Genomic DNA, 20,875 nt, shown 5'->3' on the forward strand with positions numbered 1-20,875 from the left:
CTACTTTTTGCCTTGGGAACCCGAATCATCACCTTGGGCTTGGGTAGTTTCCAACATTCCATATTTCCGCATGAAGCGCTCTACCCGACCTTCGGTGTCAATAATTTTCTGGGTTCCAGTGTAAAAGGGGTGGTTCCCCGACCAAACATCAACGTGAAGTTCTGGCTGTGTTGAGCCAACGGTCATTACCACTTCTCCGTTGCAGTAAACTTTTGCTTCTGGATACCACTCTGGATGAATTCCTTGTCTTGCCATGATTACTCCTCGACTGGGTAATGTCCCTATATAATTCTAGCTTTCCAGCATCAGCGAGTGCGAGGCAGACCTCGCACCTACCATCGATAACCAACTCAAATGCGATCGCTTTTTTATCGCTTTGAGTACTGCGGAGCCTTCCGGGCTTTGTGCAAGCCGTATTTCTTCCGCTCTTTTGCTCTGGGATCGCGGGTTAAGTAGCCTTCGCTTTTCAGCGGTTGGCGATTGTCCGGGTCGAGTTGGCACAAGGCTCTCGCTACTCCCAAACGAATCGAATCAGCTTGCCCTGTTAATCCACCACCGTGGGCTTTCACCAGAATGTCATACTCATTTTCCAGACCCAGAGTTTCCAGGGGGGCTTTTGCCGCTGACATATAAGCCGGTTGGTAATTGAAGTAATTGTCGCCCGGTCGGTCATTGACAATCATTTGACCGCTTCCGGGAACCAGGCGAACTCTTGCTACGGACGACTTCCGGCGACCTGTTCCCCAATAAACGACTCGACCACTTTGTTCTACTGCTTGCATTAATTTTCTCCTCCTGGAATTGTTTGAATTTTGAGTTCCTGGGGCTGTTGAGATTCATGGGGATGGGATGGACCCGGATAAACTTTCAGCTTGGTGAACAGTTGTTTCCCTAGAGAACTCTTGGGCAACATCCCGCGTACGGCGTGTTCGATAATCCGCTCTGGGATACGGCCCTGTAGCTTAGCAAAGGTTTCCGTCTTCATTCCGCCCGGACGTCCAGAATGTTTCCGGTAGAGCTTTTGAGTGCGTTTTTTTCCGGTGACTACCACTTTTTCGGCATTGACGACGATCACGAAATCGCCGGTATCCAGATGGGGAGTAAAGGTAGGCTTGTTTTTGCCTCTGAGAATCATGGCAATTTCACTCGCCAGACGACCCAGCCGCTGCTCTGCGGCATCAACGACGTACCAATTGCGTTCGATGGAATCTTGAGATGGGATGGGGGTTTTGTTCATGGTTCTTTTTATACGCTTCAAGGGGTGAGTCAAAAGTTGGTAAGTTGGAGCTTTGAATGTTGAAGAACCTTGTAACCTTCAACCTTCTCATCTTCAAGCTTTCAACTTAGGCAATATTCGGCGGTGACAGTCGGCAAGACCAACTTAGGCTGGGTGTCAAACCAGACTTCCGGGGGAAAGGGAAACTCTGGGTAGCCAACTCGCAACAGGCACAAGCCTTTAGCGGGCGCAGAGTACTTTACTTCGTGACGACGCTGGTTTACCCACAACTCGGTGAAGCTTTCTGGCGATCGCTCTCCCTTTCCTACCTGCACCAGTAATCCCACCAGCAGCCGCACCATGCCATACAAAAATCCGTTGGCTTGAATCTCAATATGAATAAATGAGCCGTCTCGGTAGCACTCTGCCGCCTGCACATCCACCCAGGAATGCGATCGCGCCGAATTTGCCCTGTGAAAAGCAGCCAAATGATGGCTACCTATCAAAGGGGTTAAAGCTGCCTGGATGAGAGATTCATCTAGCGGTGCATAATAATAATGCCAACTGAAGGGCTGCACAAACAAGTTTGGCTTGGGATCTGTATAGAGCGTGTATCGATACCGACGCCAGCTCGCAGAAAACCGAGCGTGCCAATTTGAACCTACAGCCGCTGAGGCTCGAATCAGAATATCATCGGGCAGATGAGAATTAAGAATCGCAGCCCATTTATCAGGCGGAATGGGACCCGTAGCCTCAAAGTGTGCCACTTGTGCTGCTGCATGCACACCGCTATCAGTGCGCCCCGCACCGTGTAGAGTAACAGGTCGTTCCTGCACCTTAGACAGAACTGTTTCAATCTCTTCCTGCACGGTGCGCCCATTAGGTTGTCGCTGCCAGCCATGAAAATGAGTGCCCAGGTATTGGATTACCAGGGCAACTCGCTGGGTTGATAATGGCATGGCTTGTAACATGATGAGCTTTGAGTAGTGAGTAGTGAGTTTTGAATTCTCTCAGTCCTCAGTCCTCACGTTAAACCAGCTCGATAATTGCCATTTCAGCATTATCACCCCGACGTGGCACAGTTCGCAGGATACGGGTGTATCCCCCGTTGCGTTCGCCGTAACGGCTAGCGGCTTGCTCAAACAGGGCATGAACCAACTGTTTGTCATAAATGTAGCCCATGGCTTGCCTGCGGGCTGCCAGAGAGCCGTCCTTTGCCAGAGTAATCATTTTTTCCACTTCCGGGCGCAGCGCCTTAGCACGCGTCTTTGTGGTTGTGATTCGGCCCTGACGGATTAATTCGGTTGTCAGCGCCCTTAACAGCGCTCGACGCTGGTCGGCAGGCTTACCTAGTTTTGGAATACGACGACAGTGACGCATAACGATTTTGAATTGCTAATTGGGAATTGGTAACTGCTAATGGGTACTCGGTGAAGAAGTAATGGGTAATCGGTAATTAATTCTACCTATTACCATTACTCTTTACTTCAAGTTGTTTTCGCAGCCTTTTCGTGAGGCAGGGTAATTCCTAGTCGCCGCTGTAAGGCTTCGATGACTTCTTCTGCCGACTTTTGACCAAAGTTTTTAATCTCTAGTAGATCCTCTTGGCTGTAATCCAGCAAGTCAGCTACAGAGTTAATTTGCGCTCGCTTGAGACAGTTGTATGCCCTCACCGAAAGCTGCAATTCTTCGATTGGGATCTGGCTAGTAGGATCTTCATCATCGGCATAGTCTACCGTCATCGGATCGAGGGTGATATCTTTCAGGGGATTGAACAAATCCACCAGAATACTTGCCGCTTGAGAAAGTGCCTCTTGGGGACTGAGGCTGCCATTCGTCCAGATTTCAAGGATTAGTCGGTCTCTTTCCAGAGAACCGTCAATCCGGGCATCTTCAATGCTGTAGTTAACTTTATGCACGGGCATAAACACAGCGTCAATCTGGAGGAAGTCCAAAGCAGCAGTGTCATCTCGTCCCCGGTCTACGGCGCGATATCCCTTTCCTCTTTCGATGCGAAATTCCATTTCTAACCTAGCGTCGTCTGCTAGGGTAGCCACATATTGATTAGGATCGACCACCTCAACTTCAGAGGGTAAATCAAATCGTCCGGCTGTCACTGTTGCTGGGCCTGTGACAGTTAATCGAGCAATTTGGGGATGGGAGGAGTGACTTTTGAGTACAATGTCCTTCATGTTCAACAGAATTTCTAGGACATCCTCCCGCACTCCCTCAACTGTGGCAAACTCATGATTAACCCCAGCAATCCGAACAGCTGTCACGGCTGTCCCTTCTAAATTAGACAGTAGAACCCGCCTCAGCGCATTGCCAACGGTGGTACCTTGACCCCGTTCTAGAGGCTCCAGGACAAATTTGCTATATTGGCTCCGATTATTCTCAGTTTTGGACTCTACACACTCAATTTGAAACTGCGCCACGGAGTGACCTCCCTTCTTCATAAAACCCCTGGAAAGAACGCTAAAAGTTCTTCCCTAGCATTGCCCCTACTGTCTCAATGCCAATTTAGCAGTTAGCTGTTTGCCACTTGCTGCTAATTACGAATTGCTTTGACAGCGATCGCTGTCAAAGCAATTCTAGACTCGACGTCGCTTGGGCGGACGACAGCCATTGTGGGGGATTGGCGTCACATCTCGAATTAAGGTAATTTCTAGCCCCGCCCCTTGCAGCGCTCGAATCGCGGTCTCTCGACCAGCTCCTGGACCGCTAACCATGACTTCAATCTGACGCATCCCCTGATCGGTCGCTCGGCGAGCCGCGCTTTCAGCTGCCGTTTGCGCTGCAAAAGGAGTTCCTTTTTTCGCTCCTTTAAAGCCACTTGAGCCAGCTGAAGCCCAGGAGAGGACGTCCCCATTCGTGTCAGAAATCGTGACAATCGTGTTGTTAAAAGTAGACTGGATGAAGGCTACGCCATTAGGTACGTTGCGTTTTTGTTTTTTTGGGCCTGTTTTTTTTGTTGGTTGTCGCGCCATGTGAATCTAGTTGACAGTAGTTATAATGGGTTGGCTGAATTGGTTGGTCAATTTTGCTTTTAGCAAACGAACGAAATTCTAGCCTCTGTTTTTAGCTTTTCAGCTAGCAGAAGAAGGTTATTTCGGCCCTGGTGCCTTTCTCTTACCTGCAACTGTGAGACGTCTGCCGCGACGGGTTCGCGCATTTGTACGGGTTCGTTGACCCCGAACTGGCAAGCCCATTCGATGACGCCGGCCCCGGTAGGTGCCAATGTCAATCAGGCGCTTGATGTTCATCGCCTCCCAGCGTCTAAGATCCCCTTCAATTTGATAGTTGCTTTCCACTGCTTCGCGCAGAGCAGCAACGTCGGAATCACTTAAGTCTTTTACTCTTGTATCTGGATTAACTTTGGATGCTGCCAAAATTTCTTTGGAGCGCGAGAGTCCAATTCCATAAATGTAAGTCAGACCAATTTCTACGCGCTTATCGCGAGGAAGGTCTACCCCAGCAATCCGTGCCACGCTTGTTGTCTCCCTAGTCTTGCTTTTAGTGCTATAAACTTGTCCTGAGGATCGGGTTGAGTTAACCTTGGCGTTGCTTGTGTTTTGGGTTAGAACAAATCACCATTACTCGACCGCGCCGCCGAATGACGCGGCATTTTTCACAAATTTTTCGGACTGATGCTCGAACTTTCATGCCTATTTTGGCTACATTGCAAGCTCTACATTATATCACTATTTAAGTGTATTTTAAAGTTCATCTGCGTGATGAATTTTTTCATAACACAAGCTTTTAAAAACAAGCGAATCGCTTTTTTTCGCACTACTTTTTGTTGCGTAGTCGGTAAGTTATTCTGCCTTTGGTTAGGTCGTATGGAGTGAGTTCCACTTTGACGCGATCGCCCGGTAGAATTTTGATGTAATTCCGGCGGATTTTCCCAGAAATATGGGCTAATACATTAAACCCATTGTCTAAATCGACGCGAAACATCGCATTAGGCAGGGATTCTGTTACCGTGCCTTCCATTTCAATTAAATCTTGTTTAGCCAAGTTATCCTTTTCCTCAATTCTTCAGCTTGCCTACTGTCATTCACAGCTCATTCCCCTGACTGACAGTCAAGGTCTTATTAACATATTTTATCAAAAATTTACTTCATCAGGTTAAAGGTCAGTTTCAGCCGCCAGTCTGGAAAGTAGATTGGCAACGAACTGACCCCTGATCTCGAGCGATCGCACCTGCTCCTGTCAAGAATGAACAACTTGTTTGAGTGCGGAAGTAACTTCCTCTAGAGAGCGATCGCCATCAATTGAAACCAACTGTTGGCGCTGCTGGTAGAAATCAATTAGCGGAGCCGTTTGGTTGCGATAAACTTCCAAACGATGACGAATGACTTCTTCTGTATCATCCGTTCGTCCCTGCTTGCGACCTCGTTCTAGCATCCGATCTACCAAAACTTCGTCCGCAACTTCCAGGTTGAGAACGTAATCGGAGACTTGGTCTAATTTTTGCAACAATTCATCCAAAAAAGTCGCCTGAGAGACGTTACGAGGGAAACCATCTAAAATCCAACCGGGTTTGGCATCTGTTTGGGTCAAGCGATCGCGCACCAAATCCAATATCAAAGCATCGGGAACCAACTCACCTCGATCCATATAGGACTTCGCCTTCAAACCGAGTTCAGTTCCAGCAGCCTTGGCATTTCTCAAGATATCACCCGTGGAAACATGAGGAATTTCCAGCTCTTGAGCGAGGATATGTGCCTGAGTTCCCTTCCCCGCTCCTGGCGGCCCCAAAAAAATCAATCGCGTCACTACTGCTTCACCATTCCTTCATAGCGCTGGGAAATGACATAGGTTTGGATTTGCTTTGCTGTATCAATTGCCACGCCCACCAAAATCAGCAAAGAAGTAGCTCCCAGCCCTTGAAAAGTTGTAATGCCGGTGGCTCTTTCTACAATTGTGGGCACAATTGCCACTAATCCCAAAAAGATAGCGCCTAAGAAAGTTAGCCGATTCAAAACTCCTTCCACGTAATCGCTAGTAGCGCGACCTGGGCGGATGCCAGGTATGCTGGCTCCCATCTTTTTCAAGTTCTGTGATAAATCCACAGGATTTACAATCAAAGATGCGTAAAAGTAGCTGAAAAACAGAATCAAGATCAGATACACGACCTCATAAACTCCGGGCGTCTGACTATTGGGATTTAGAGCATTCGCAACTTGATTGAGAACTTGATGTATTTGACTCAAGACCGGATTATTGCCCGTATTTTGAGTCATCTGAGCTAGGAAACCTGGGAAAATTAGAACGGAAGAGGCAAAAATGATCGGCATAACTCCACCCTGGTTCAGCCGCAAAGGCAGGTAGCTCGTCCTTTCCCGGTAGAGTCGTTTACCTACCTGTCGGCGTGCCGAAATAATTGGAATCCGCCTGGTTCCCTCCTGCACAAACACAATTCCCAAGATCATGACTAGGAAAACTAGCAGCAGAATGATCACGGGTCCTACATTGCGATTGTCAACCTGGGCATAATTAATAGTTTGCCCAAGGGATTTAGGTAGAACTGCAACAATATTGATGAAAATCAACAAAGAAGCGCCGTTACCAACCCCCCGCTCGGTAATCAGCTCTGACACCCACATAACAAACATTGAACCAGCGGTTAGAGCGAGTGCAGTCTCCGCGATAAACAGGGGTCCCCGAACGTTTGTTGCATAGCGTTCAAGCCATACCGCAATGAAGCTAGTTTGAATCAAAGCCCCTCCCAGCGCTACATAGCGAGTAATCTGAGAGATTTTTCGCCTTCCAGCTTCTCCTTCATCCTTCTGCAGTTTTTCCAAAGAAGGGATGGCAGCTGTTAGCAATTGGATAATGATGGAGGCATTGATATAGGGCAAAATCCCTAGAGCAAAAATCCCCAAGGCCGTAATTCCGCCCCCAGAGAAGATGTCCAGAAATCCAATTAATTGGTTATTTTGAATATCTTGAGCAAACCTAGCCCGGTCAATTCCCGGTACTGGCAAAAAGATGCCAATGCGAACTAAAATCAGCAAGCCGATGGTAAGAAGCAGCCGACCTCTAAGACCGGCTGCTTGAGCCATCTGAGCAAAGGTTTCCTGAGCAGTTGGGCTTTTGTCTCGACTAACGACCATGTAAGGAATACCTCAACGATGAGCAAGAGACGCTGGCATGCAATGTGCTTAACCCTTACGGACACGGGCAGCAACAACTTCGCAACTGCCACCAGCAGCTTCAATCTTGCTGCGAGCTGAGCTAGTGAAAGCTGCTGCTTTTACGTTCAGAGCCACATTCAGTTCACCGTCACCAAGTATTTTCAGAGAACCATGACTTGTGGTGAGAATACCAGACTCTATCAATGAGTCTAGAGTCACTTCCGTGTTAGCAGGGAGTGATGCCAGCTTACTTACGTTGATCGTAGTGTATTGCTTACGATTAATGACCGGAAAGTTCTTTAACTTAGGCAGGCGACGGTACAGTGGCATTTGTCCGCCTTCAAATCCGGGTCGTGTGCCCCGCCCCGATCTCGATTTTTGACCGCGCATCCCAAAGCCACCGCTGGCACCTTGACCAGCCGCTATGCCTCGTCCAATGCGTCGGCGGCGCTTCTTTGAGCCTTTTTTAGGAACTGCATCTTCTAATCTCATTCGCTTGACCTAGAGAATTGACGACTTAATTTTTTTGGGAAGCTTTTAGCTATTAGCTGTTAGTCTTTTGTTGTTTGTCCAAGATATTAAAGTTGCCTTTAAACTGAGAATCACTAATAGCTAATCGCTGATGGCTAAATTTAGGCGTAGAGATTTTCGATAGGAATCCCGCGTTCTTCAGCCACTTCAGAAAATGTACGCAAGGTGGAAAGAGCATTCACGGCAGCTCTAGCATTGTTCAAAGGGTTATTAGAACCCAGCTGTTTTGCCAAGATGTTACGCACACCTGCTAACTCCAGTACAGTACGTACAGCACCACCGGCAATAACACCCGTTCCTGGGGCTGCGGGTCGCATCATCACTTGGGCACCACCTCCGGCTCCGTTAATAGGATGGGGGATAGAATTTGCCTTGGTCAAGGGGATGTCAATTAAGTGTTTTTTGCCATCGGCAACGCCTTTACGAACAGCTCCAATTACATCACTTGCTTTGCCAACGCCGACGCCAACTTGACCGCGCTCATTGCCAATGACAACGATCGCGCGGAAGCTGAGTTTTTTACCGCCTTTGACGACCTTACTAACACGACGGATCTGGATCACCCGTTCTTGAAAGGTGATTTCTTTTTCCCGACGCGCAGAACTTTTCCGACGCTCTTTTGCCATAGTTTTATCCTGAACCTTGAGAGTGAAAGTAAAAACTAAAAATGTAAAAAGGCAAAAGAAAGAGAAATCAAAGGTAGAAATATAGAGATAAAAACTTCTTTCTTTTTACTTTTGCCTTTTGCATGCTTGTCTTTAGAAATCTAACCCAGCTTCGCGAGCAGCGTCTGCCAGGGCTTTGATTCGACCGTGATAAAGGTTGCCGCCTCGGTCAAAGACAACCCTTGAAATGCCTTGAGCGATCGCTCGCTGAGCAATTAACTTGCCTACCTCAACAGAGGCAGCACAGGAAGCTCCTGTTGTTAACTGTGATTTTAGATCCGGTTCCAAAGTTGAGGCACAGGCAAGAGTACGTTGTTGAGTGTCGTCAATTACCTGGACATAAATGTGCTGATTGGATCGAAAGACAGCTAACCGAGGACGCTCACTACTGCCATTTACCTTACGCCGCACCCGGTGATGCCGACGTTGAATTAGTTCTTTACGAGTTAGCTTCATCTTTACTTCTTACCTGCCTTTCCAGCTTTACGTCTTACGACTTCACCTGCATAGCGGATGCCTTTACCCTTGTAAACTTCCGGTGGACGGACAGCACGGATTCGAGCAGCGATATTTCCTACGATTTCTTTATCAATGCCGCTTACAACCACATTTGTGTTGTTTTCTACGGCCATTTGAACACCGTCGGGAGGTTCAATCTGAACTGGATGACTGTAACCCACGCTCAGAATCAGATTGCGACCTTGAACTGCCGCACGATAACCGACTCCCTGGATTTCTAGACGACGCTGAAATCCTTGGGAAACTCCATCGACCATGTTGGCAATCAGAGTACGAGAAAGACCGTGGCGTTGACGAGCTGCGCGAGATTCATCCCGCCGCTTGACCAAGATCGTTTCTCCCTCCTGCTCTATACTCACCTCAGATGGTAGAACCCTGGATAGTTCTCCTTTAGGCCCTTTCACTGCAACATGTTGCCCTTCGATCGAGACTTGTACCTTAGCAGGAATATTAATAGGGCGTTTGCCAATACGAGACATGACTTAATCCTCCTAATCAATTAGCCGTTAGCCGTTAGCTGTTAGCTGTTAGCTTTTGGTCTATCGGTGAGTCCGAAAGTCTGTGCTTTTCTAGGTTTTTGAAACCTACCAGCCAATCGAGCTAATAGCTAATAACTAATAGCTATTAGCTTATCTACCAGATGTAGCAAAGCACTTCTCCACCTACACCCTGACGCCGTGCTTCCCGGTCAGTCATAATGCCGCTGGAGGTAGAAATGATCGCAATTCCGATACCACCCAGCACGCGGGGTAGTTCTTTGCGGTTAGAGTAGACCCGCAGACCAGGTTTGCTGACCCGCTTCAAGGTATTAATAATCGGTTGACGGTTTTTGCCTTTGTACTTTAGAGAAATTAGCAAGTGTTGCTTAATCCCTTCGCCAACTTCTTCAAATTCAGCAATAAAGCCTTCCTCTCTGAGGACTTTGGCAATACTGCGAGTCATCTTTGTCGCTGGTATTTCTGTTGTTTGGTGCCGCGCCAGATTCGCATTCCGAATGCGAGTCAGCATATCTGAAATTGTGTCGTTTGCCGCCATTATTCCCTCCTTATTTTGACTGCCTCATTGATCCCGGAAAGGCATTCCCATTTCTTTTAGCAAGGCGCGGCCTTCTTCGTCGGTATTTGCTGTAGTAATAATGGAAATGTCCATGCCCCGAATTTGGTCGATGCTGTCGTATTCGATTTCTGGAAATATCAGCTGTTCTCTAATGCCTAGGCTGTAATTTCCCCGACCATCAAAGCTCTTGGGACTAATGCCGCGAAAGTCCCGAATCCGTGGCAAGGACAGGTTAATTAATCGGTCGAGAAAGGCATACATCCGATCCGCCCGCAGAGTCACCATCACGCCGACTGGCATCCCTTGGCGAAGTTTAAATCCAGCGATCGCCTTTTTCGCCCGCGTCACTACTGGTTTTTGACCCGTAATTTTGGCAATTTCAGCAAGGGAAGATTCCAACGCTTTAGCGTTGGTAGAAGCCTCACCTAGACCTCGATTAACCGTAACCTTTATGACTTTGGGTACCTGATGGGTATTCGTGTAATTAAACTGAGTCATCAGTTTAGGAACGATCGTATCTTGGTACAGCGTTTTCAGTTTTTGTGTCATTGTTTTTTCCTTAATATCCCTGGGCTTGGTCAGGGGAAATAGCAGTTAGTAATTAGCAATATGCTGTAACTAACAACTATTTAGTCAATAATTTCACCCGTTTTTTTGAGCATCCGCACTTTGCGTCCTTCTTCATTCAAGGTGTAGCAAATGCGGCTGGCAATCTTTTGTTGAGCCGAGTAAAGCATCACGTTAGAGCTATGGATTGGTGCCTCTACTGTCACGATTTGACCGGATTCACCTTCTTGCTGAGGTTTAACGTGCTTGGTTTTAATGTTGATGCCTTTGACAATTACTCGACTTTCTTGGGGAAGCGTCCGCAAAATTTCACCAACCTTGCCTTTATCACGACCGGCAATCACTTGTACTGTATCGCCTTTTTTGACATGCATTTTATAGCGCTGGGGAAGCTTCGTCCCGTTTCTTTTAGACTGTTTTTTTGCGGCCATTAGAGCACCTCCGGAGCTAGAGAAACAATTTTGGTGAAGTTTTTGTCGCGCAGCTCGCGTGCAACTGGCCCAAAAACGCGCGTCCCTCTAGGGTTGCCATCTGCGTTGATGATGACGGCGGCGTTATCATCGAAGCGAATACTCATACCGCTGTCCCGGCGCATATTTTTTCGGGTACGGACAATCACGGCTCGCACAACATCCGACTTTTTAACCGCCATATTGGGAATGGCATCTTTGACGACCGCAATGATTACGTCGCCAACACCGGCATAGCGTCGGCCACTGGCACCTAAGACGCGGATGCACATCAATTTACGAGCGCCGCTGTTGTCTGCGACATTAAGGTAAGATTGGGGCTGAATCATAGTTCTTAGCTTCGGATGCGTAAGTTTTGAATAATAGTTTTGAGCTGTAAGTTTTAAGTTTTAGCAAAAGAAAGAACGTAAGAAGTTTGATTTTTATTCCCAACATTCTTTCGTTAGATTTCCGCTTAAAACTTGTTACTGACGGGTTTACCTCATTAAATATCGGTGTCAAATCGAAATTTTCGATGAACCCGCCTTTACAAACTCAAAACTCATAACTTTACTTATTGAACCTCACGGTTGAGAATTTCAGCGACTGCCCATCGTTTGGTGCGGCTTAGAGGACGTGTTTCGGAAATCCGGACGCGATCACCTACCTTGCACTGATTTTCTTCGTCGTGAGCTTTGTAACGCTTTGTACGCACTACAATTTTTCCGTACTTGGGGTGCGGTGAGCGGTTCTCGACAGCAACCACTACGGTCTTTTGCATCTTGTCGCTGACGACCAAGCCAACTCGTTCTTTAACTGCCATTGGGGTCTACTCCTCGGATGTTGCATCTGGTTGTGGCTTTTGAGCCTTTGCAGCCCGTTGCCGCTCCCCTTCTACAGTTAGGAGCTGACCTAAACGATGCTTCGTATGCTTGAACTGGTGTAACTTTTCCAAGCGTCGGGTTGCCTGTTGCAGCCGTAAATCAAACAGCTGACGCTTGACAGCTAAAATTTCTTCAGCCAGTTCTCGATCGCCTAAATTTCTGGCTTCTTCTATCTTGGGCAGAGCCATAACTCACACAGTCCCTTCTTCTTCACGAGTGATGAACTTCGTCTTAATTGGCAACTTGTGGGAAGCTAGACGCATCGCCTCCCTGGCGGTTTCTTCAGGAACCCCAGCAATCTCAAACAAGATCCGGCCTGGCTTCACGACAGCTACCCAAAATTCCGGCGAACCTTTACCAGAACCCATACGAGTTTCAGCAGGGCGCATTGTAACTGGTTTATCGGGGAAGATCCGAATCCAGATTTTTCCACCCCGACGGATGTAGCGGGTCATGGCTCGGCGGCTGGCTTCAATTTGACGGGAGGTAATCCAAGAAGGTTCTGTGGATTGGAGGCCAAAGTCACCGAAGTTTAGGCTACTGCCGCGAGTTGCCAAACCGTTCATCCGCCCGCGCTGCTGTTTGCGAAATTTTGTTCTTCTGGGACTTAACATGACTTGGTAAGGGGTAATTGATAATTGGTAATTAGTAATTGGTAACTGGTAATTGGGCGTTTTCTTTTTGATTACCCATTACCGATTACCGATTACCTATCAACCTATTCATTAGAGCGGTCTTCAAATTGCTGGCGACGACGCTGTTGACGACGTCTAGGCTGAGCGTTGTTAGGAGCCGGAATTTCTTCCTGACCAGGAATCACTTCACCTTTGAAGATCCAAACTTTAACGCCAAGAATGCCGTAAATAGTTTTGGCAGTGCGGTAAGCGTAGTCAATGTTGGCTCGAAGAGTATGCAGAGGAACTCTGCCTTCCCTTGTCCACTCGGTTCGGGCAATTTCCGCCCCGTTTAACCGTCCGCTGACTTGGACTTTAATTCCCTGGACTTCAGCTCGTTGGGCACGTTGAATCGCTTGACGCACGACGCGCCGGAAGGAAACTCGTCGCTCTAACTGTTGAGCAATATACTCAGCAATCAGTCCGGCGTCGGCATCTACCCGTGCTACTTCGATCACGTTGATCCGAATTTGACGATTGCCACCGCCTAAAGCTTCTTGAAGATCGCCGCGTAATACTTCAATGCCAGTACCACCGCGACCTACCACAACACCCGGTCGAGCTGTGTGGATTTCTAAGTCAATTTGATCGGCTTTGCGCTCAATCCGTACTTGGGAGATACCAGCGTTACTGAGTTTTTTCTCTACGACCTGCCGAATAGTGTGGTCTTCTTGCAGGAGTTCTGGGTAGCGCTTAGCATCCGCAAACCAACGGGAGCGATGTTCTTGGGTAATCCCCAGCCGAAAACCAATTGGATGAATTTTCTGTCCCACGAATGCGTCCTCTTAAATCAGCTAATTGCTAATTGCTAATTGTTCAAAAGCTTGTTTCTGACAACTAGCGCTTAGCCAAAGTAGTGTTATTCATCTGCCGCTGCTTGTGCAACAGCTACAGTGATATGACACGTTGGTTTACGAATTTGATATGCACGACCTTGAGCGCGGGGTCGGAAGCGCTTCAAGGTTGAGCCTTGGTCAGCATAAGCCTTAGAAACCACTAATCTCGCGGGATCTAAACCGGCGTTATGTTCGGCATTGGCGGCTGCTGAGCGCAGTACCTTGCGGACGGGATCGCAAGCCCGATAGGGCATAAATTCCAGAACGATCAGTGCTTCCCGATAGGAGCGTCCCCGAATTTGGTCGAGAACCCGGCGCACCTTGTGGGGAGACATCCGGATGTATCGCGCGATCGCTTTCACTTCTTCTGTAGTATCAACTGCCATAGATTTCTCCCTTTTAATAATTTTGAATTTGGAATTCTGAATAATCTCAAAACCCAAACTTCAAAATTACCTCTTTGCCTTGGAATCTTTCGAGTGTCCCCGGAAGGTGCGAGTTGGAGCGAATTCTCCCAACTTATGCCCTACCATTTGCTCAGTGACGTAAACTGGCACGTGAGTCCGCCCGTTATGAACCGCGATGGTGTGACCTACCATTTGCGGCAATACAGTTGAAGCACGAGACCAAGTTTTAATAACCTGCTTATCGCCCCTAGCATTCAAATTTTCAATCTTTTTCAACAAATGGTCCGCAACAAAAGGACCTTTTTTAAGAGAACGACCCATAGTTCAAATAACCCCAATTACTTCTGGATTTTTGGATCTTGGATTTTGGATTTTGGACGTATTGCTAATCTAAAATCCAAAATCTAAAATCCTAGGACTCCCGACCGCCCCGACCTCGCTTAGAAGATTTGCGACGACGCCGGACAATTAATTTATTGCTTGGCTTGTTCCGCTTACGGGTCTTAGCACCTAAAGTTGGCTTACCCCAAGGTGTGACTGGTCCACTTCTACCAATTGGTGCCCGTCCCTCACCACCGCCATGTGGGTGATCGACTGGGTTCATGACACTGCCTCTTACCTTCGGACGGCGTCCCTTCCAGCGATTACGACCAGCTTTACCAGCACTCAAGTTGCGATGCTCAACATTGCCGACTTGTCCGATGGTAGCGTAGCACTCGCGGCGGATCATGCGGACTTCACCGGAGGGTAGCTTGATAGTGACATAGTCGCCTTCTTTAGCGACTACTTGTGCAGTGGCACCAGCAGCGCGAACAATTTGCCCGCCCCGTCCAGCAGTCAGTTCTACGTTGTGAACGGCAGTTCCTAACGGAATTTTGCTTAAAGGTAATGCGTTGCCAATTTCAATTGGGGCGTCTGGGCCAGCAGTGATAACTGTACCGACGGTTAAGCCGACTGGGTGAAGAATATACCGCTTTTCGCCATCCTGGTAATAAACCAGGGCAATCCGGGCATTGCGATTTGGATCGTACTCAATGGTTGCCACTTTTGCCGGGATATTACGCTTATCGCGGCGAAAATCGATTTCCCGGTAGAGTTGTTTATGACCACCACCCCGACGGCGGCTAGTAATCACCCCACGATTGTTTCGACCTTTGGGGCGATGCTTTGTGTAGGTTAGTGACTTTTCCGGCTCACTCCGCGTAACTTCGGCAAAGTCCGAAATGGTAACTTGACGAGTACTGGGAGTATAAGGCCGATAAGAACGGATGCCCATAACTTAAAAAAGAGGTTTGAAGGTTGAAGTTTGAAGACGCTTGTAGGGCGGCTTTCCGTTGAGGTGGTTGAAATTAGTTAAAATTTAAAATTTCAACTTTTCAACTTTCCAACTTATTAAACTTCTGGGAAGAGGGTGATGGTTTCTCCGCTTGCCAGAGTTACAATTGCTCGCTTGTACTGAGGCTTAAACCCTGCAAATTTGCCGACGCGGCGCTTTTTGCGCGGTAGGCGAAGGGTATTCACACTCACAACCTTTACTTTAAACAGGTCTTCAATTGCTGCTTTAATTTCTGGCTTAGTCGCTTTGGGAACAACTTCAAAGACATACTTGTTCTGCTCCATCAGCAGAGTTGCCTTTTCAGTTACGATCGGTCGATACACCAGATCCGCAAGTTCGCGGGGGTTATACTGACTCACTGTAAACCTCCTGAATTTTGGCAAGGGCGGATGGCGTTGTCACGATTTTGTCAGCTGCCAACAGGTCAAAGATATTCAATTGGGTGGCAGGGATGATCTTCATTTTGGCAACGTTCCGGGCTGACAAATAAACGTTTTCTTCCCGTTCAGCTAGGATCAGCAGGACTTTAGAATCTGGTTGGACGCCCCAACGTGCGATCGCTTCTACCAATTCTTTAGTCTTAGGCCGAGGCAACTTGTCAGCAAATTCCTCCACCACAATCATGTCTTCAGCTCGGCTAAAGAAGGCGGTTCTCAGTGCTAAACGCCGTTCCTTCCGGTTCATCTTTGTATCATAGTCTCTTGGCTTGGGACCAAAGATGACACCGCCGCCTCGCCACAGTGGTGAACGAATCGACCCAGCACGAGCGCGACCCGTCCCTTTTTGACGCCAAGGCTTACGACCTCCCCCCCTAACTTCCGCGCGGGTTTTGGTGCTGGCTGTGCCTTGACGAGCATTCGCCTGTTGCCTTACTAAGGCTCGGTGGACGATATGAGCCGCATTCTCTTCTTTAGCAACTTTTAATTCTAGAGTTGCCTGTCCGACCTCTTCCCCGTTCCAGTTTCGTACTACACAGTTAACCATATCCGTTGTCCTTTGTTCGTTGCTAATTGCTAATTGCTAATTGAAGATTGCTAAGTATCAAAAGCTCTTAGCGATTAGCCAGCCTGACCTTAGAAAATGACTACTTTCGACCTACTTTCTTGGCAGGAACAATATTAACCAGCGCCCCTGGCTTACCAGGAACCGCTCCTTTGATCAGTAGTAAATTGCGTTCTGCGTCTACCCGCACTACTGTCAATTTGCGAACGGTAACGCGCGTGCCACCTAGACGACCTGCCATCCGCTTACCAGGATAAACACGCCCTGGTGTGGTTCCAGGACCGATCGAACCAGGTAGACGGTGGTTTTTGGAACCGTGGGACATGGGTCCTCGCTTAAAGTTATGGCGTTTTTGATAACCGGCGAAGCCTTTTCCGATGCTTGTGCCGATTACATCCACAATTTGACCCGCAGTAAAAATATCTGGTTTGAGTTCTTGCCCTAGCTCAAACTCTCCCACATTCTCAAAGCGATACTCTCGCAGTTTTTTCAAGGGAGGAGCGCTTGATTTTGCCAAGTGGCCCAATTCAGGCTTGTTCAAACTCTTGGGTTTGACTTCTTTATAACCAAGCTGGACGGCAGTATAGCCATCTGTTGCTTTGGTTTTAATTTGCGTAACGGTGCATGGCCCTGCTTGAATGACCGTCACAGGAATTGCTTTTCCTGTTTCGTCAAATATTTGGGTCATGCCGAGTTTGGTGCCGAGGATACCAACAGACACGGCTTTCTGGTCTCTCCTTTTTACACAGTACAAAGAGGCGGGATTACGAGTATTTCGTAAATCCGCTTGCTCCAACAAACGTTGTTATCAAACCAGCCAGCTGGGGCGCATCCTCGGATTGAGAGAGGCAAGCTTTCAAGTCAGCCTAATTTAGGCTTTTTCTTTAGCTGGGATGAAGCTATTCGACGGTCGGGTAAGCGCTAGAAGCGCTTTGCCTATATTCGCGGGGACTTAGGTGGCAAGCCATCCAGTATCCGAGAAAGCGAAAGGGCTTTTTCCGGCTGAAAAGGGTTCTTCTCAAGAAACCTTCTAGATCGTCGCTAATCCTGAAATCGATGTCTCTGTTGCTTTACGCTCGCTAGGGGCACTAACCTCTTATGAGAAAGACTCAATAGTTTTTCACTCGGAAGGCGTGCTGTCCCTGGACTCGATTTCAACTTCAGCGGCAATAGCTGCTCGAATTTTGATCACAATCGTTAACTATAAACGATTTGTTACAACTTGTCTAGCAATTGTGCCAAAAAAATTTAGCGGTCTGCTGGATCGTCTGCTTCGCGTGTCGTGCAACTCCAGATCCAGAAGACAACTGTCCAGTTAACGGCTTACGGATAGATAAGGAAGAAGGCGATCGCATACCAACGACCCGCACTTAGGTCGTTTATAGCATTTCACAATGTGTTTGCACAGTCTTTGTAAACACAGTATTACAACTCCAGCAACATCTTCCCTACAGTTAAATGGACTACAAGAGATTGCAGATAGAAGCAAGCTGGCTTTCAAGCATAGATTCAGCCGTTTAACGTTACCTGTTTGAGCTTTTTTTTCCGACCTGCGGTATTAAAGCGCAATAAGGGATTACCATTACATGATTTTTGGGATTAGGTCGATTGCGATTCCATCTTCACGAGAAGCCTATTCACTTATTTTCAGTAGATGTTGAGTCAAAATAAGTCAAATCTTTACAGCTCTACGTAGCGATCGCATCTCCACAAAAAGCGCGATCGCCCAAACAGTTTAACCTCGATTGTCTGTAAGCCTATGTTCAAACGAGGCTCAAAACTCAACACTGTCTGGAAAAAGTGCAACCTTACTAAAATTTTCAAAGCTTTTGTTGCACATTGCTTTTTGCTTAAAGTTGATAGGTTCCTCAACGCCCAACTATAATAAATTGCCAGCAGCAATTAACAAAACTTAAAGCTGGGTAGAACATAAAAATATGGCACTGATCACCATCGGCAATCAATTCGTCAAAGACTTGGAAAAGTCAGGTGCTTTAGGAACGTATGTACCCTTAGAAGGAGGGTTTGAAGGGCGTTACCAGCGGCGGTTGCGTGCAGCTGGCTATACCACTTTAAGCCTATCAGCACGGGGACTCGGCGACGTAGCAACGTATTTAACTGGCGTACACGGCGTTCGTCCCGCGCATTTGGGCAAGAAAGACATTCGTGTTTACTACGTGCCACCTATCGTGACCTATCAGTTGGAACAACTACCTCCCAAATCGAAGGGACTGGTGCTGTGGATAATTGAAGGACACGTATTGTCCCGTGAGGAAGTGGAATATTTAACCACCTTGCCAAGTATAGAGCCACGCCTAAAGATTGCTGTAGAAATGGGAGGCGATCGCGCTTTCCGCTGGACACCGCTTAAAAACGCGATCGCTGCTGCTTAAACCCGCGTCAGTCAATCCAATCTTAGGGTCGCAGCAATGCTTGGGTGTAGCTCTAAGTCATGTCGAGCTAAAACGAGCTGGAACGTCTGAATAGTCAAGCTTTATGACCTACAGACGTTTTAGCTCGGCTAGAGGATTTTGATACCTTTAAAGAAGTAAGCAAATAAGGCAAACTCTTATGGTAGAAAACCGCGACTATACATTAATTATTGACAAAAGCGGCAGTATGTCGATGACAGACCAGCCAGGCGGGAAAAGCCGCTGGGTCATGATGCAGGAGTCTACTCTCGCTTTAGCCAGTAAATGTGAAGAATTTGATCCGGATGGCATTACTATCTATCTATTTTCCGGTCGATTCAAACGCTATGACAATGTAAACGCCAGTAAAGTCGCACAAATTTTCCGCGAAAACGAACCGTCTGGACGCACTGACTTAGCGGCAGTCCTTCTAGATGCGACGAATAACTACTTCCAGCGTAAAGCAGCAGGACAAACCAAGCCCAATGGAGATACCATTTTAGTCGTCACAGATGGGGAACCGGATGACCGGAAAGCGGTAATGAAGGTAATTATTGAAGCGTCGCGCCGTATGGATCGAGATGAAGAACTCGCGATTTCCTTTATCCAAGTTGGCACAGACGCGCAGGCAACAAAATTTCTGAAAGTGCTGGATGATGAACTGCAAAGTGCTGGGGCAAAGTTTGATATCTGCGACACAGTCACGATGGATGACATGGAGGACATGACCCTAACGGAAGTGTTGATCAATGCCATTATTGACTAAGTTCAAAGTCTAATTTGGGATTTGGGATTTTGATCGTGAAGAGAAATCTAAAATCTCTCTAGAGGCGTCCAAAATTATGGAATCAATCGATGACATACTCGCGGCAGTCAAGGCTGAGTATGAGACAAAAGATAAACCAAAAGAACTGCAAAAACCGCCACAACTGAAAGAAGAACCAGTCAAACCGCAACCAGCGAACTTCTTACAAAATCATTCTTCGAACCTCCCGCTTGCAAACACAATTCCGGAATTGCCCCGGCAAAAATGGCAAAACGAGCCGATTAGCTCATCTGAAGACATTGTTCTGGCTCAAATTAGGGCTGAGTTTGAAGAACAAGAACGTACAGAACAGCTAAAAAAACAGCAACAACTCAGAGAAGAACAACTCAAACAGGAACAACTAAGGCAGAAACAACGGGAAGTATTCAAAAACCAAGCGCGAGAATGGCTGAAAAATTTAAAGCCACTTTCAGAAGAAGGTCTTTGGTTTGAAGAGTTTGCCGATGCATATCCCTCTAAACTTGAGGCGGCGATTGATTATTTGCAAGCCTTGCGGGAGACTAAGCCGTAGAAGCCAGCAGCGATCGCCAGAATGATAATTAATCCCCTCTCTGCTGTAGAAATTTTTATATTTCTTTTATCTAATCCAACTAGATAGTCACAGCAGGTGGGCTAGGCTAGATTGGGAAATCTTGACAAACACTGGAGGTTATCTTTGGTGGAAGGAGGATCTGTGGCAGAAGACCGTGACTATACATTAATCATCGATAAAAGCGGGAGTATGTCTACCCCAGAGCCACCGAGCGGTAGAAGCCGTTGGGAAACCGCAGAGGAATCTACTCTAGCGTTGGCGAGGAAATGTGAAAAGTTCGATCCCGATGGGATTACGCTTTACCTATTTTCCGGTCGGTTTAAGCGATTTGATAATGTGACTTCTAGCAAGGTAGCGCAGATATTCCAAGAAAACGATCCCTCTGGCACTACGAATCTTGCCGATGTCTTGAAAAACGCCACTGACAACTACTTTGAGCGGAAGGCGGCTGGTCAGACTAAGCCAAATGGCGAGACAATTCTAGTGATTACAGATGGTGAACCCGATGACCGCAAAGCCGTGATGCGGGTGATTATTGAAGCCTCTCGCCGAATGGATAGAGATGAAGAATTAGCCATCTCCTTCATTCAAGTGGGTTCGGATCAAACGGCGAGTCGGTTTCTGAAAGCCTTGGATGATGATTTGCAAGGTGCCGGGGCAAAGTTTGATATTTGCGACACTGTAACGCTGGATGACATGGAGGGCATGACTTTACAGGAAGTGTTGCTCAACGCCATTAACGACTAGGTGCTGTCTGTTTATTTTGGATTTTGGATTCCACATCTGAAATCCAAAATTTTGTTGTCAGTGTTTAATCACAATTT

General features: G+C 47.4%; 34 protein-coding genes. 4 read left to right on the forward strand and 30 right to left on the reverse strand.

Features of this window, described 5'->3' with window-relative positions:
* From rpmE to rplC, 30 genes are all read right to left on the reverse strand, one after another.
* Positions 1 to 255: a 50S ribosomal protein L31 gene (rpmE, locus tag NDI44_RS15725; RefSeq protein WP_190411872.1), complete on the reverse strand. Its 255-nt coding sequence runs from the start codon at positions 253 to 255 to the stop codon at positions 1 to 3.
* Between the two features lie 113 nt (positions 256 to 368).
* On the reverse strand, positions 369 to 782 hold the full coding sequence (gene rpsI / locus NDI44_RS15730) for a 30S ribosomal protein S9 (protein WP_190411873.1): 414 nt from the start codon (positions 780 to 782) through the stop codon (positions 369 to 371).
* Entirely contained in the window at positions 782 to 1,237 is a 456-nt protein-coding gene (rplM, locus tag NDI44_RS15735; RefSeq protein WP_190411874.1) for a 50S ribosomal protein L13, read from the reverse strand. The genes rpsI and rplM overlap by 1 nt, the downstream gene beginning before the upstream one ends.
* Positions 1,238 to 1,338: 101 nt before the next feature.
* Positions 1,339 to 2,187, reverse strand: a complete 849-nt coding sequence (gene truA, locus NDI44_RS15740) for a tRNA pseudouridine(38-40) synthase TruA (RefSeq protein WP_190411875.1) — start codon at positions 2,185 to 2,187, stop codon at positions 1,339 to 1,341.
* Positions 2,188 to 2,245: 58 nt separating this feature from the next.
* Positions 2,246 to 2,596, reverse strand: a complete 351-nt coding sequence (gene rplQ, locus NDI44_RS15745) for a 50S ribosomal protein L17 (protein ID WP_190411876.1) — start codon at positions 2,594 to 2,596, stop codon at positions 2,246 to 2,248.
* Between the two features lie 107 nt (positions 2,597 to 2,703).
* Positions 2,704 to 3,672, reverse strand: coding sequence for a DNA-directed RNA polymerase subunit alpha (locus tag NDI44_RS15750; protein ID WP_190411877.1), 969 nt, complete (start codon positions 3,670 to 3,672; stop codon positions 2,704 to 2,706).
* 135 nt (positions 3,673 to 3,807) lie between these two features.
* Positions 3,808 to 4,203: a 30S ribosomal protein S11 gene (gene rpsK / locus NDI44_RS15755; protein ID WP_190411878.1), complete on the reverse strand. Its 396-nt coding sequence runs from the start codon at positions 4,201 to 4,203 to the stop codon at positions 3,808 to 3,810.
* A 117-nt stretch (positions 4,204 to 4,320) separates the two neighbouring features.
* Positions 4,321 to 4,704 carry a 30S ribosomal protein S13 gene (gene rpsM / locus NDI44_RS15760; protein WP_190411879.1) on the reverse strand — a complete coding sequence of 128 codons (384 nt, stop codon included), beginning with the start codon at positions 4,702 to 4,704 and terminating at the stop codon, positions 4,321 to 4,323.
* A gap of 61 nt (positions 4,705 to 4,765) precedes the next feature.
* Positions 4,766 to 4,879, reverse strand: a complete 114-nt coding sequence (gene rpmJ, locus NDI44_RS15765; protein ID WP_071782548.1) for a 50S ribosomal protein L36 — start codon at positions 4,877 to 4,879, stop codon at positions 4,766 to 4,768.
* A gap of 126 nt (positions 4,880 to 5,005) precedes the next feature.
* Positions 5,006 to 5,233, reverse strand: coding sequence for a translation initiation factor IF-1 (gene infA / locus NDI44_RS15770; RefSeq protein ID WP_015203280.1), 228 nt, complete (start codon positions 5,231 to 5,233; stop codon positions 5,006 to 5,008).
* A 195-nt stretch (positions 5,234 to 5,428) separates the two neighbouring features.
* Positions 5,429 to 5,995 carry an adenylate kinase gene (locus tag NDI44_RS15775; protein WP_190411880.1) on the reverse strand — a complete coding sequence of 189 codons (567 nt, stop codon included), beginning with the start codon at positions 5,993 to 5,995 and terminating at the stop codon, positions 5,429 to 5,431.
* The gene (secY, locus tag NDI44_RS15780; protein ID WP_190411881.1) at positions 5,995 to 7,335 is read right to left on the reverse strand and encodes a preprotein translocase subunit SecY; all 1,341 of its coding nucleotides are present in this window, start codon (positions 7,333 to 7,335) and stop codon (positions 5,995 to 5,997) included. The genes NDI44_RS15775 and secY overlap by 1 nt, the downstream gene beginning before the upstream one ends.
* 48 nt (positions 7,336 to 7,383) lie before the next feature.
* Positions 7,384 to 7,848, reverse strand: coding sequence for a 50S ribosomal protein L15 (rplO, locus tag NDI44_RS15785; protein ID WP_190411882.1), 465 nt, complete (start codon positions 7,846 to 7,848; stop codon positions 7,384 to 7,386).
* Between the two features lie 140 nt (positions 7,849 to 7,988).
* Complete coding sequence (gene rpsE / locus NDI44_RS15790) at positions 7,989 to 8,513, reverse strand: 30S ribosomal protein S5 (protein ID WP_190411883.1); 525 nt, start codon at positions 8,511 to 8,513, stop codon at positions 7,989 to 7,991.
* Between the two features lie 132 nt (positions 8,514 to 8,645).
* Positions 8,646 to 9,008: a 50S ribosomal protein L18 gene (gene rplR, locus NDI44_RS15795; protein WP_190411884.1), complete on the reverse strand. Its 363-nt coding sequence runs from the start codon at positions 9,006 to 9,008 to the stop codon at positions 8,646 to 8,648.
* Positions 9,009 to 9,010: 2 nt separating this feature from the next.
* Positions 9,011 to 9,550, reverse strand: coding sequence for a 50S ribosomal protein L6 (rplF, locus tag NDI44_RS15800; RefSeq protein ID WP_190411885.1), 540 nt, complete (start codon positions 9,548 to 9,550; stop codon positions 9,011 to 9,013).
* Positions 9,551 to 9,704: 154 nt separating this feature from the next.
* Entirely contained in the window at positions 9,705 to 10,106 is a 402-nt protein-coding gene (gene rpsH / locus NDI44_RS15805) for a 30S ribosomal protein S8 (protein WP_190411886.1), read from the reverse strand.
* 24 nt (positions 10,107 to 10,130) lie between these two features.
* Positions 10,131 to 10,676 (reverse strand): 50S ribosomal protein L5, encoded by a 546-nt coding sequence (gene rplE, locus NDI44_RS15810; RefSeq protein ID WP_190411887.1) that lies wholly within the window; start codon positions 10,674 to 10,676, stop codon positions 10,131 to 10,133.
* Between the two features lie 80 nt (positions 10,677 to 10,756).
* Complete coding sequence (rplX, locus tag NDI44_RS15815) at positions 10,757 to 11,125, reverse strand: 50S ribosomal protein L24 (protein WP_242028859.1); 369 nt, start codon at positions 11,123 to 11,125, stop codon at positions 10,757 to 10,759.
* Positions 11,125 to 11,493 (reverse strand): 50S ribosomal protein L14, encoded by a 369-nt coding sequence (rplN, locus tag NDI44_RS15820; protein WP_190411889.1) that lies wholly within the window; start codon positions 11,491 to 11,493, stop codon positions 11,125 to 11,127. Before rplN ends, rplX begins: the two co-directional genes overlap by 1 nt.
* Before the next feature lie 224 nt (positions 11,494 to 11,717).
* On the reverse strand, positions 11,718 to 11,966 hold the full coding sequence (gene rpsQ, locus NDI44_RS15825) for a 30S ribosomal protein S17 (protein ID WP_190411890.1): 249 nt from the start codon (positions 11,964 to 11,966) through the stop codon (positions 11,718 to 11,720).
* Between the two features lie 6 nt (positions 11,967 to 11,972).
* Positions 11,973 to 12,215 (reverse strand): 50S ribosomal protein L29, encoded by a 243-nt coding sequence (gene rpmC / locus NDI44_RS15830; RefSeq protein ID WP_190411891.1) that lies wholly within the window; start codon positions 12,213 to 12,215, stop codon positions 11,973 to 11,975.
* Positions 12,216 to 12,218: 3 nt separating this feature from the next.
* Complete coding sequence (gene rplP, locus NDI44_RS15835; protein ID WP_190411892.1) at positions 12,219 to 12,641, reverse strand: 50S ribosomal protein L16; 423 nt, start codon at positions 12,639 to 12,641, stop codon at positions 12,219 to 12,221.
* A gap of 104 nt (positions 12,642 to 12,745) precedes the next feature.
* Entirely contained in the window at positions 12,746 to 13,474 is a 729-nt protein-coding gene (gene rpsC / locus NDI44_RS15840) for a 30S ribosomal protein S3 (RefSeq protein WP_190411893.1), read from the reverse strand.
* An 86-nt stretch (positions 13,475 to 13,560) separates the two neighbouring features.
* Positions 13,561 to 13,923: a 50S ribosomal protein L22 gene (gene rplV / locus NDI44_RS15845; RefSeq protein ID WP_190411894.1), complete on the reverse strand. Its 363-nt coding sequence runs from the start codon at positions 13,921 to 13,923 to the stop codon at positions 13,561 to 13,563.
* Between the two features lie 66 nt (positions 13,924 to 13,989).
* Entirely contained in the window at positions 13,990 to 14,265 is a 276-nt protein-coding gene (rpsS, locus tag NDI44_RS15850; RefSeq protein WP_190411895.1) for a 30S ribosomal protein S19, read from the reverse strand.
* Between the two features lie 91 nt (positions 14,266 to 14,356).
* Positions 14,357 to 15,220 (reverse strand): 50S ribosomal protein L2, encoded by an 864-nt coding sequence (rplB, locus tag NDI44_RS15855; RefSeq protein ID WP_190411896.1) that lies wholly within the window; start codon positions 15,218 to 15,220, stop codon positions 14,357 to 14,359.
* Between the two features lie 116 nt (positions 15,221 to 15,336).
* A complete protein-coding gene (locus NDI44_RS15860; protein ID WP_190411897.1) occupies positions 15,337 to 15,639 on the reverse strand; it encodes a 50S ribosomal protein L23 in 303 nt (100 codons plus the stop codon).
* Positions 15,626 to 16,264 (reverse strand): 50S ribosomal protein L4, encoded by a 639-nt coding sequence (gene rplD / locus NDI44_RS15865; RefSeq protein WP_190411898.1) that lies wholly within the window; start codon positions 16,262 to 16,264, stop codon positions 15,626 to 15,628. Before rplD ends, NDI44_RS15860 begins: the two co-directional genes overlap by 14 nt.
* 100 nt (positions 16,265 to 16,364) lie before the next feature.
* On the reverse strand, positions 16,365 to 17,003 hold the full coding sequence (gene rplC, locus NDI44_RS15870) for a 50S ribosomal protein L3 (RefSeq protein WP_190411899.1): 639 nt from the start codon (positions 17,001 to 17,003) through the stop codon (positions 16,365 to 16,367).
* Positions 17,004 to 18,219: 1,216 nt separating this feature from the next.
* On the opposite strand from rplC, the gene NDI44_RS15875 reads away from it, so the two are divergent.
* The 4 genes from NDI44_RS15875 (at position 18,220) to NDI44_RS15890 (ending at position 20,798) form a co-directional block, all read left to right on the forward strand.
* The gene (locus NDI44_RS15875; protein ID WP_190411900.1) at positions 18,220 to 18,675 is read left to right on the forward strand and encodes an NAD(P)H-quinone oxidoreductase subunit N; all 456 of its coding nucleotides are present in this window, start codon (positions 18,220 to 18,222) and stop codon (positions 18,673 to 18,675) included.
* Between the two features lie 178 nt (positions 18,676 to 18,853).
* Positions 18,854 to 19,459, forward strand: a complete 606-nt coding sequence (locus tag NDI44_RS15880; protein ID WP_190411901.1) for a VWA domain-containing protein — start codon at positions 18,854 to 18,856, stop codon at positions 19,457 to 19,459.
* Between the two features lie 76 nt (positions 19,460 to 19,535).
* The gene (locus tag NDI44_RS15885; RefSeq protein WP_190411902.1) at positions 19,536 to 20,030 is read left to right on the forward strand and encodes a hypothetical protein; all 495 of its coding nucleotides are present in this window, start codon (positions 19,536 to 19,538) and stop codon (positions 20,028 to 20,030) included.
* Positions 20,031 to 20,192: 162 nt separating this feature from the next.
* Positions 20,193 to 20,798 carry a VWA domain-containing protein gene (locus tag NDI44_RS15890; protein WP_190411903.1) on the forward strand — a complete coding sequence of 202 codons (606 nt, stop codon included), beginning with the start codon at positions 20,193 to 20,195 and terminating at the stop codon, positions 20,796 to 20,798.
* Positions 20,799 to 20,875: the final 77 nt, after the last annotated feature.

This window comes from Trichocoleus sp. DQ-A3 (assembly GCF_039961975.1).
Classification (GTDB): Bacteria; Cyanobacteriota; Cyanobacteriia; order Cyanobacteriales; family FACHB-T130; genus FACHB-T130.

Bases quoted from the DNA above. Each gene is read 5' to 3' on its own strand.
- rpmE (WP_190411872.1), bottom strand. From the start codon at position 255: ATGGCAAGACAAGGAATTCATCCAGAGTGGTATCCAGAAGCAAAAGTT.
- rpsI (WP_190411873.1), bottom strand. From the start codon at position 782: ATGCAAGCAGTAGAACAAAGTGGTCGAGTCGTTTATTGGGGAACAGGT.
- rplM (WP_190411874.1), bottom strand. From the start codon at position 1,237: ATGAACAAAACCCCCATCCCATCTCAAGATTCCATCGAACGCAATTGG.
- truA (WP_190411875.1), bottom strand. From the start codon at position 2,187: ATGTTACAAGCCATGCCATTATCAACCCAGCGAGTTGCCCTGGTAATC.
- rplQ (WP_190411876.1), bottom strand. From the start codon at position 2,596: ATGCGTCACTGTCGTCGTATTCCAAAACTAGGTAAGCCTGCCGACCAG.
- NDI44_RS15750 (WP_190411877.1), bottom strand. From the start codon at position 3,672: ATGAAGAAGGGAGGTCACTCCGTGGCGCAGTTTCAAATTGAGTGTGTA.
- rpsK (WP_190411878.1), bottom strand. From the start codon at position 4,203: ATGGCGCGACAACCAACAAAAAAAACAGGCCCAAAAAAACAAAAACGC.
- rpmJ (WP_071782548.1), bottom strand. From the start codon at position 4,879: ATGAAAGTTCGAGCATCAGTCCGAAAAATTTGTGAAAAATGCCGCGTC.
- secY (WP_190411881.1), bottom strand. From the start codon at position 7,335: ATGGTCGTTAGTCGAGACAAAAGCCCAACTGCTCAGGAAACCTTTGCT.
- rplO (WP_190411882.1), bottom strand. From the start codon at position 7,848: ATGAGATTAGAAGATGCAGTTCCTAAAAAAGGCTCAAAGAAGCGCCGC.
- rpsE (WP_190411883.1), bottom strand. From the start codon at position 8,513: ATGGCAAAAGAGCGTCGGAAAAGTTCTGCGCGTCGGGAAAAAGAAATC.
- rplR (WP_190411884.1), bottom strand. From the start codon at position 9,008: ATGAAGCTAACTCGTAAAGAACTAATTCAACGTCGGCATCACCGGGTG.
- rplF (WP_190411885.1), bottom strand. From the start codon at position 9,550: ATGTCTCGTATTGGCAAACGCCCTATTAATATTCCTGCTAAGGTACAA.
- rpsH (WP_190411886.1), bottom strand. From the start codon at position 10,106: ATGGCGGCAAACGACACAATTTCAGATATGCTGACTCGCATTCGGAAT.
- rplE (WP_190411887.1), bottom strand. From the start codon at position 10,676: ATGACACAAAAACTGAAAACGCTGTACCAAGATACGATCGTTCCTAAA.
- rplX (WP_242028859.1), bottom strand. From the start codon at position 11,125: ATGGCCGCAAAAAAACAGTCTAAAAGAAACGGGACGAAGCTTCCCCAG.
- rplN (WP_190411889.1), bottom strand. From the start codon at position 11,493: ATGATTCAGCCCCAATCTTACCTTAATGTCGCAGACAACAGCGGCGCT.
- rpsQ (WP_190411890.1), bottom strand. From the start codon at position 11,966: ATGGCAGTTAAAGAACGAGTTGGCTTGGTCGTCAGCGACAAGATGCAA.
- rpmC (WP_190411891.1), bottom strand. From the start codon at position 12,215: ATGGCTCTGCCCAAGATAGAAGAAGCCAGAAATTTAGGCGATCGAGAA.
- rplP (WP_190411892.1), bottom strand. From the start codon at position 12,641: ATGTTAAGTCCCAGAAGAACAAAATTTCGCAAACAGCAGCGCGGGCGG.
- rplV (WP_190411894.1), bottom strand. From the start codon at position 13,923: ATGGCAGTTGATACTACAGAAGAAGTGAAAGCGATCGCGCGATACATC.
- rpsS (WP_190411895.1), bottom strand. From the start codon at position 14,265: ATGGGTCGTTCTCTTAAAAAAGGTCCTTTTGTTGCGGACCATTTGTTG.
- rplB (WP_190411896.1), bottom strand. From the start codon at position 15,220: ATGGGCATCCGTTCTTATCGGCCTTATACTCCCAGTACTCGTCAAGTT.
- rplD (WP_190411898.1), bottom strand. From the start codon at position 16,264: ATGGTTAACTGTGTAGTACGAAACTGGAACGGGGAAGAGGTCGGACAG.
- NDI44_RS15875 (WP_190411900.1), top strand. From the start codon at position 18,220: ATGGCACTGATCACCATCGGCAATCAATTCGTCAAAGACTTGGAAAAG.
- NDI44_RS15880 (WP_190411901.1), top strand. From the start codon at position 18,854: ATGGTAGAAAACCGCGACTATACATTAATTATTGACAAAAGCGGCAGT.
- NDI44_RS15885 (WP_190411902.1), top strand. From the start codon at position 19,536: ATGGAATCAATCGATGACATACTCGCGGCAGTCAAGGCTGAGTATGAG.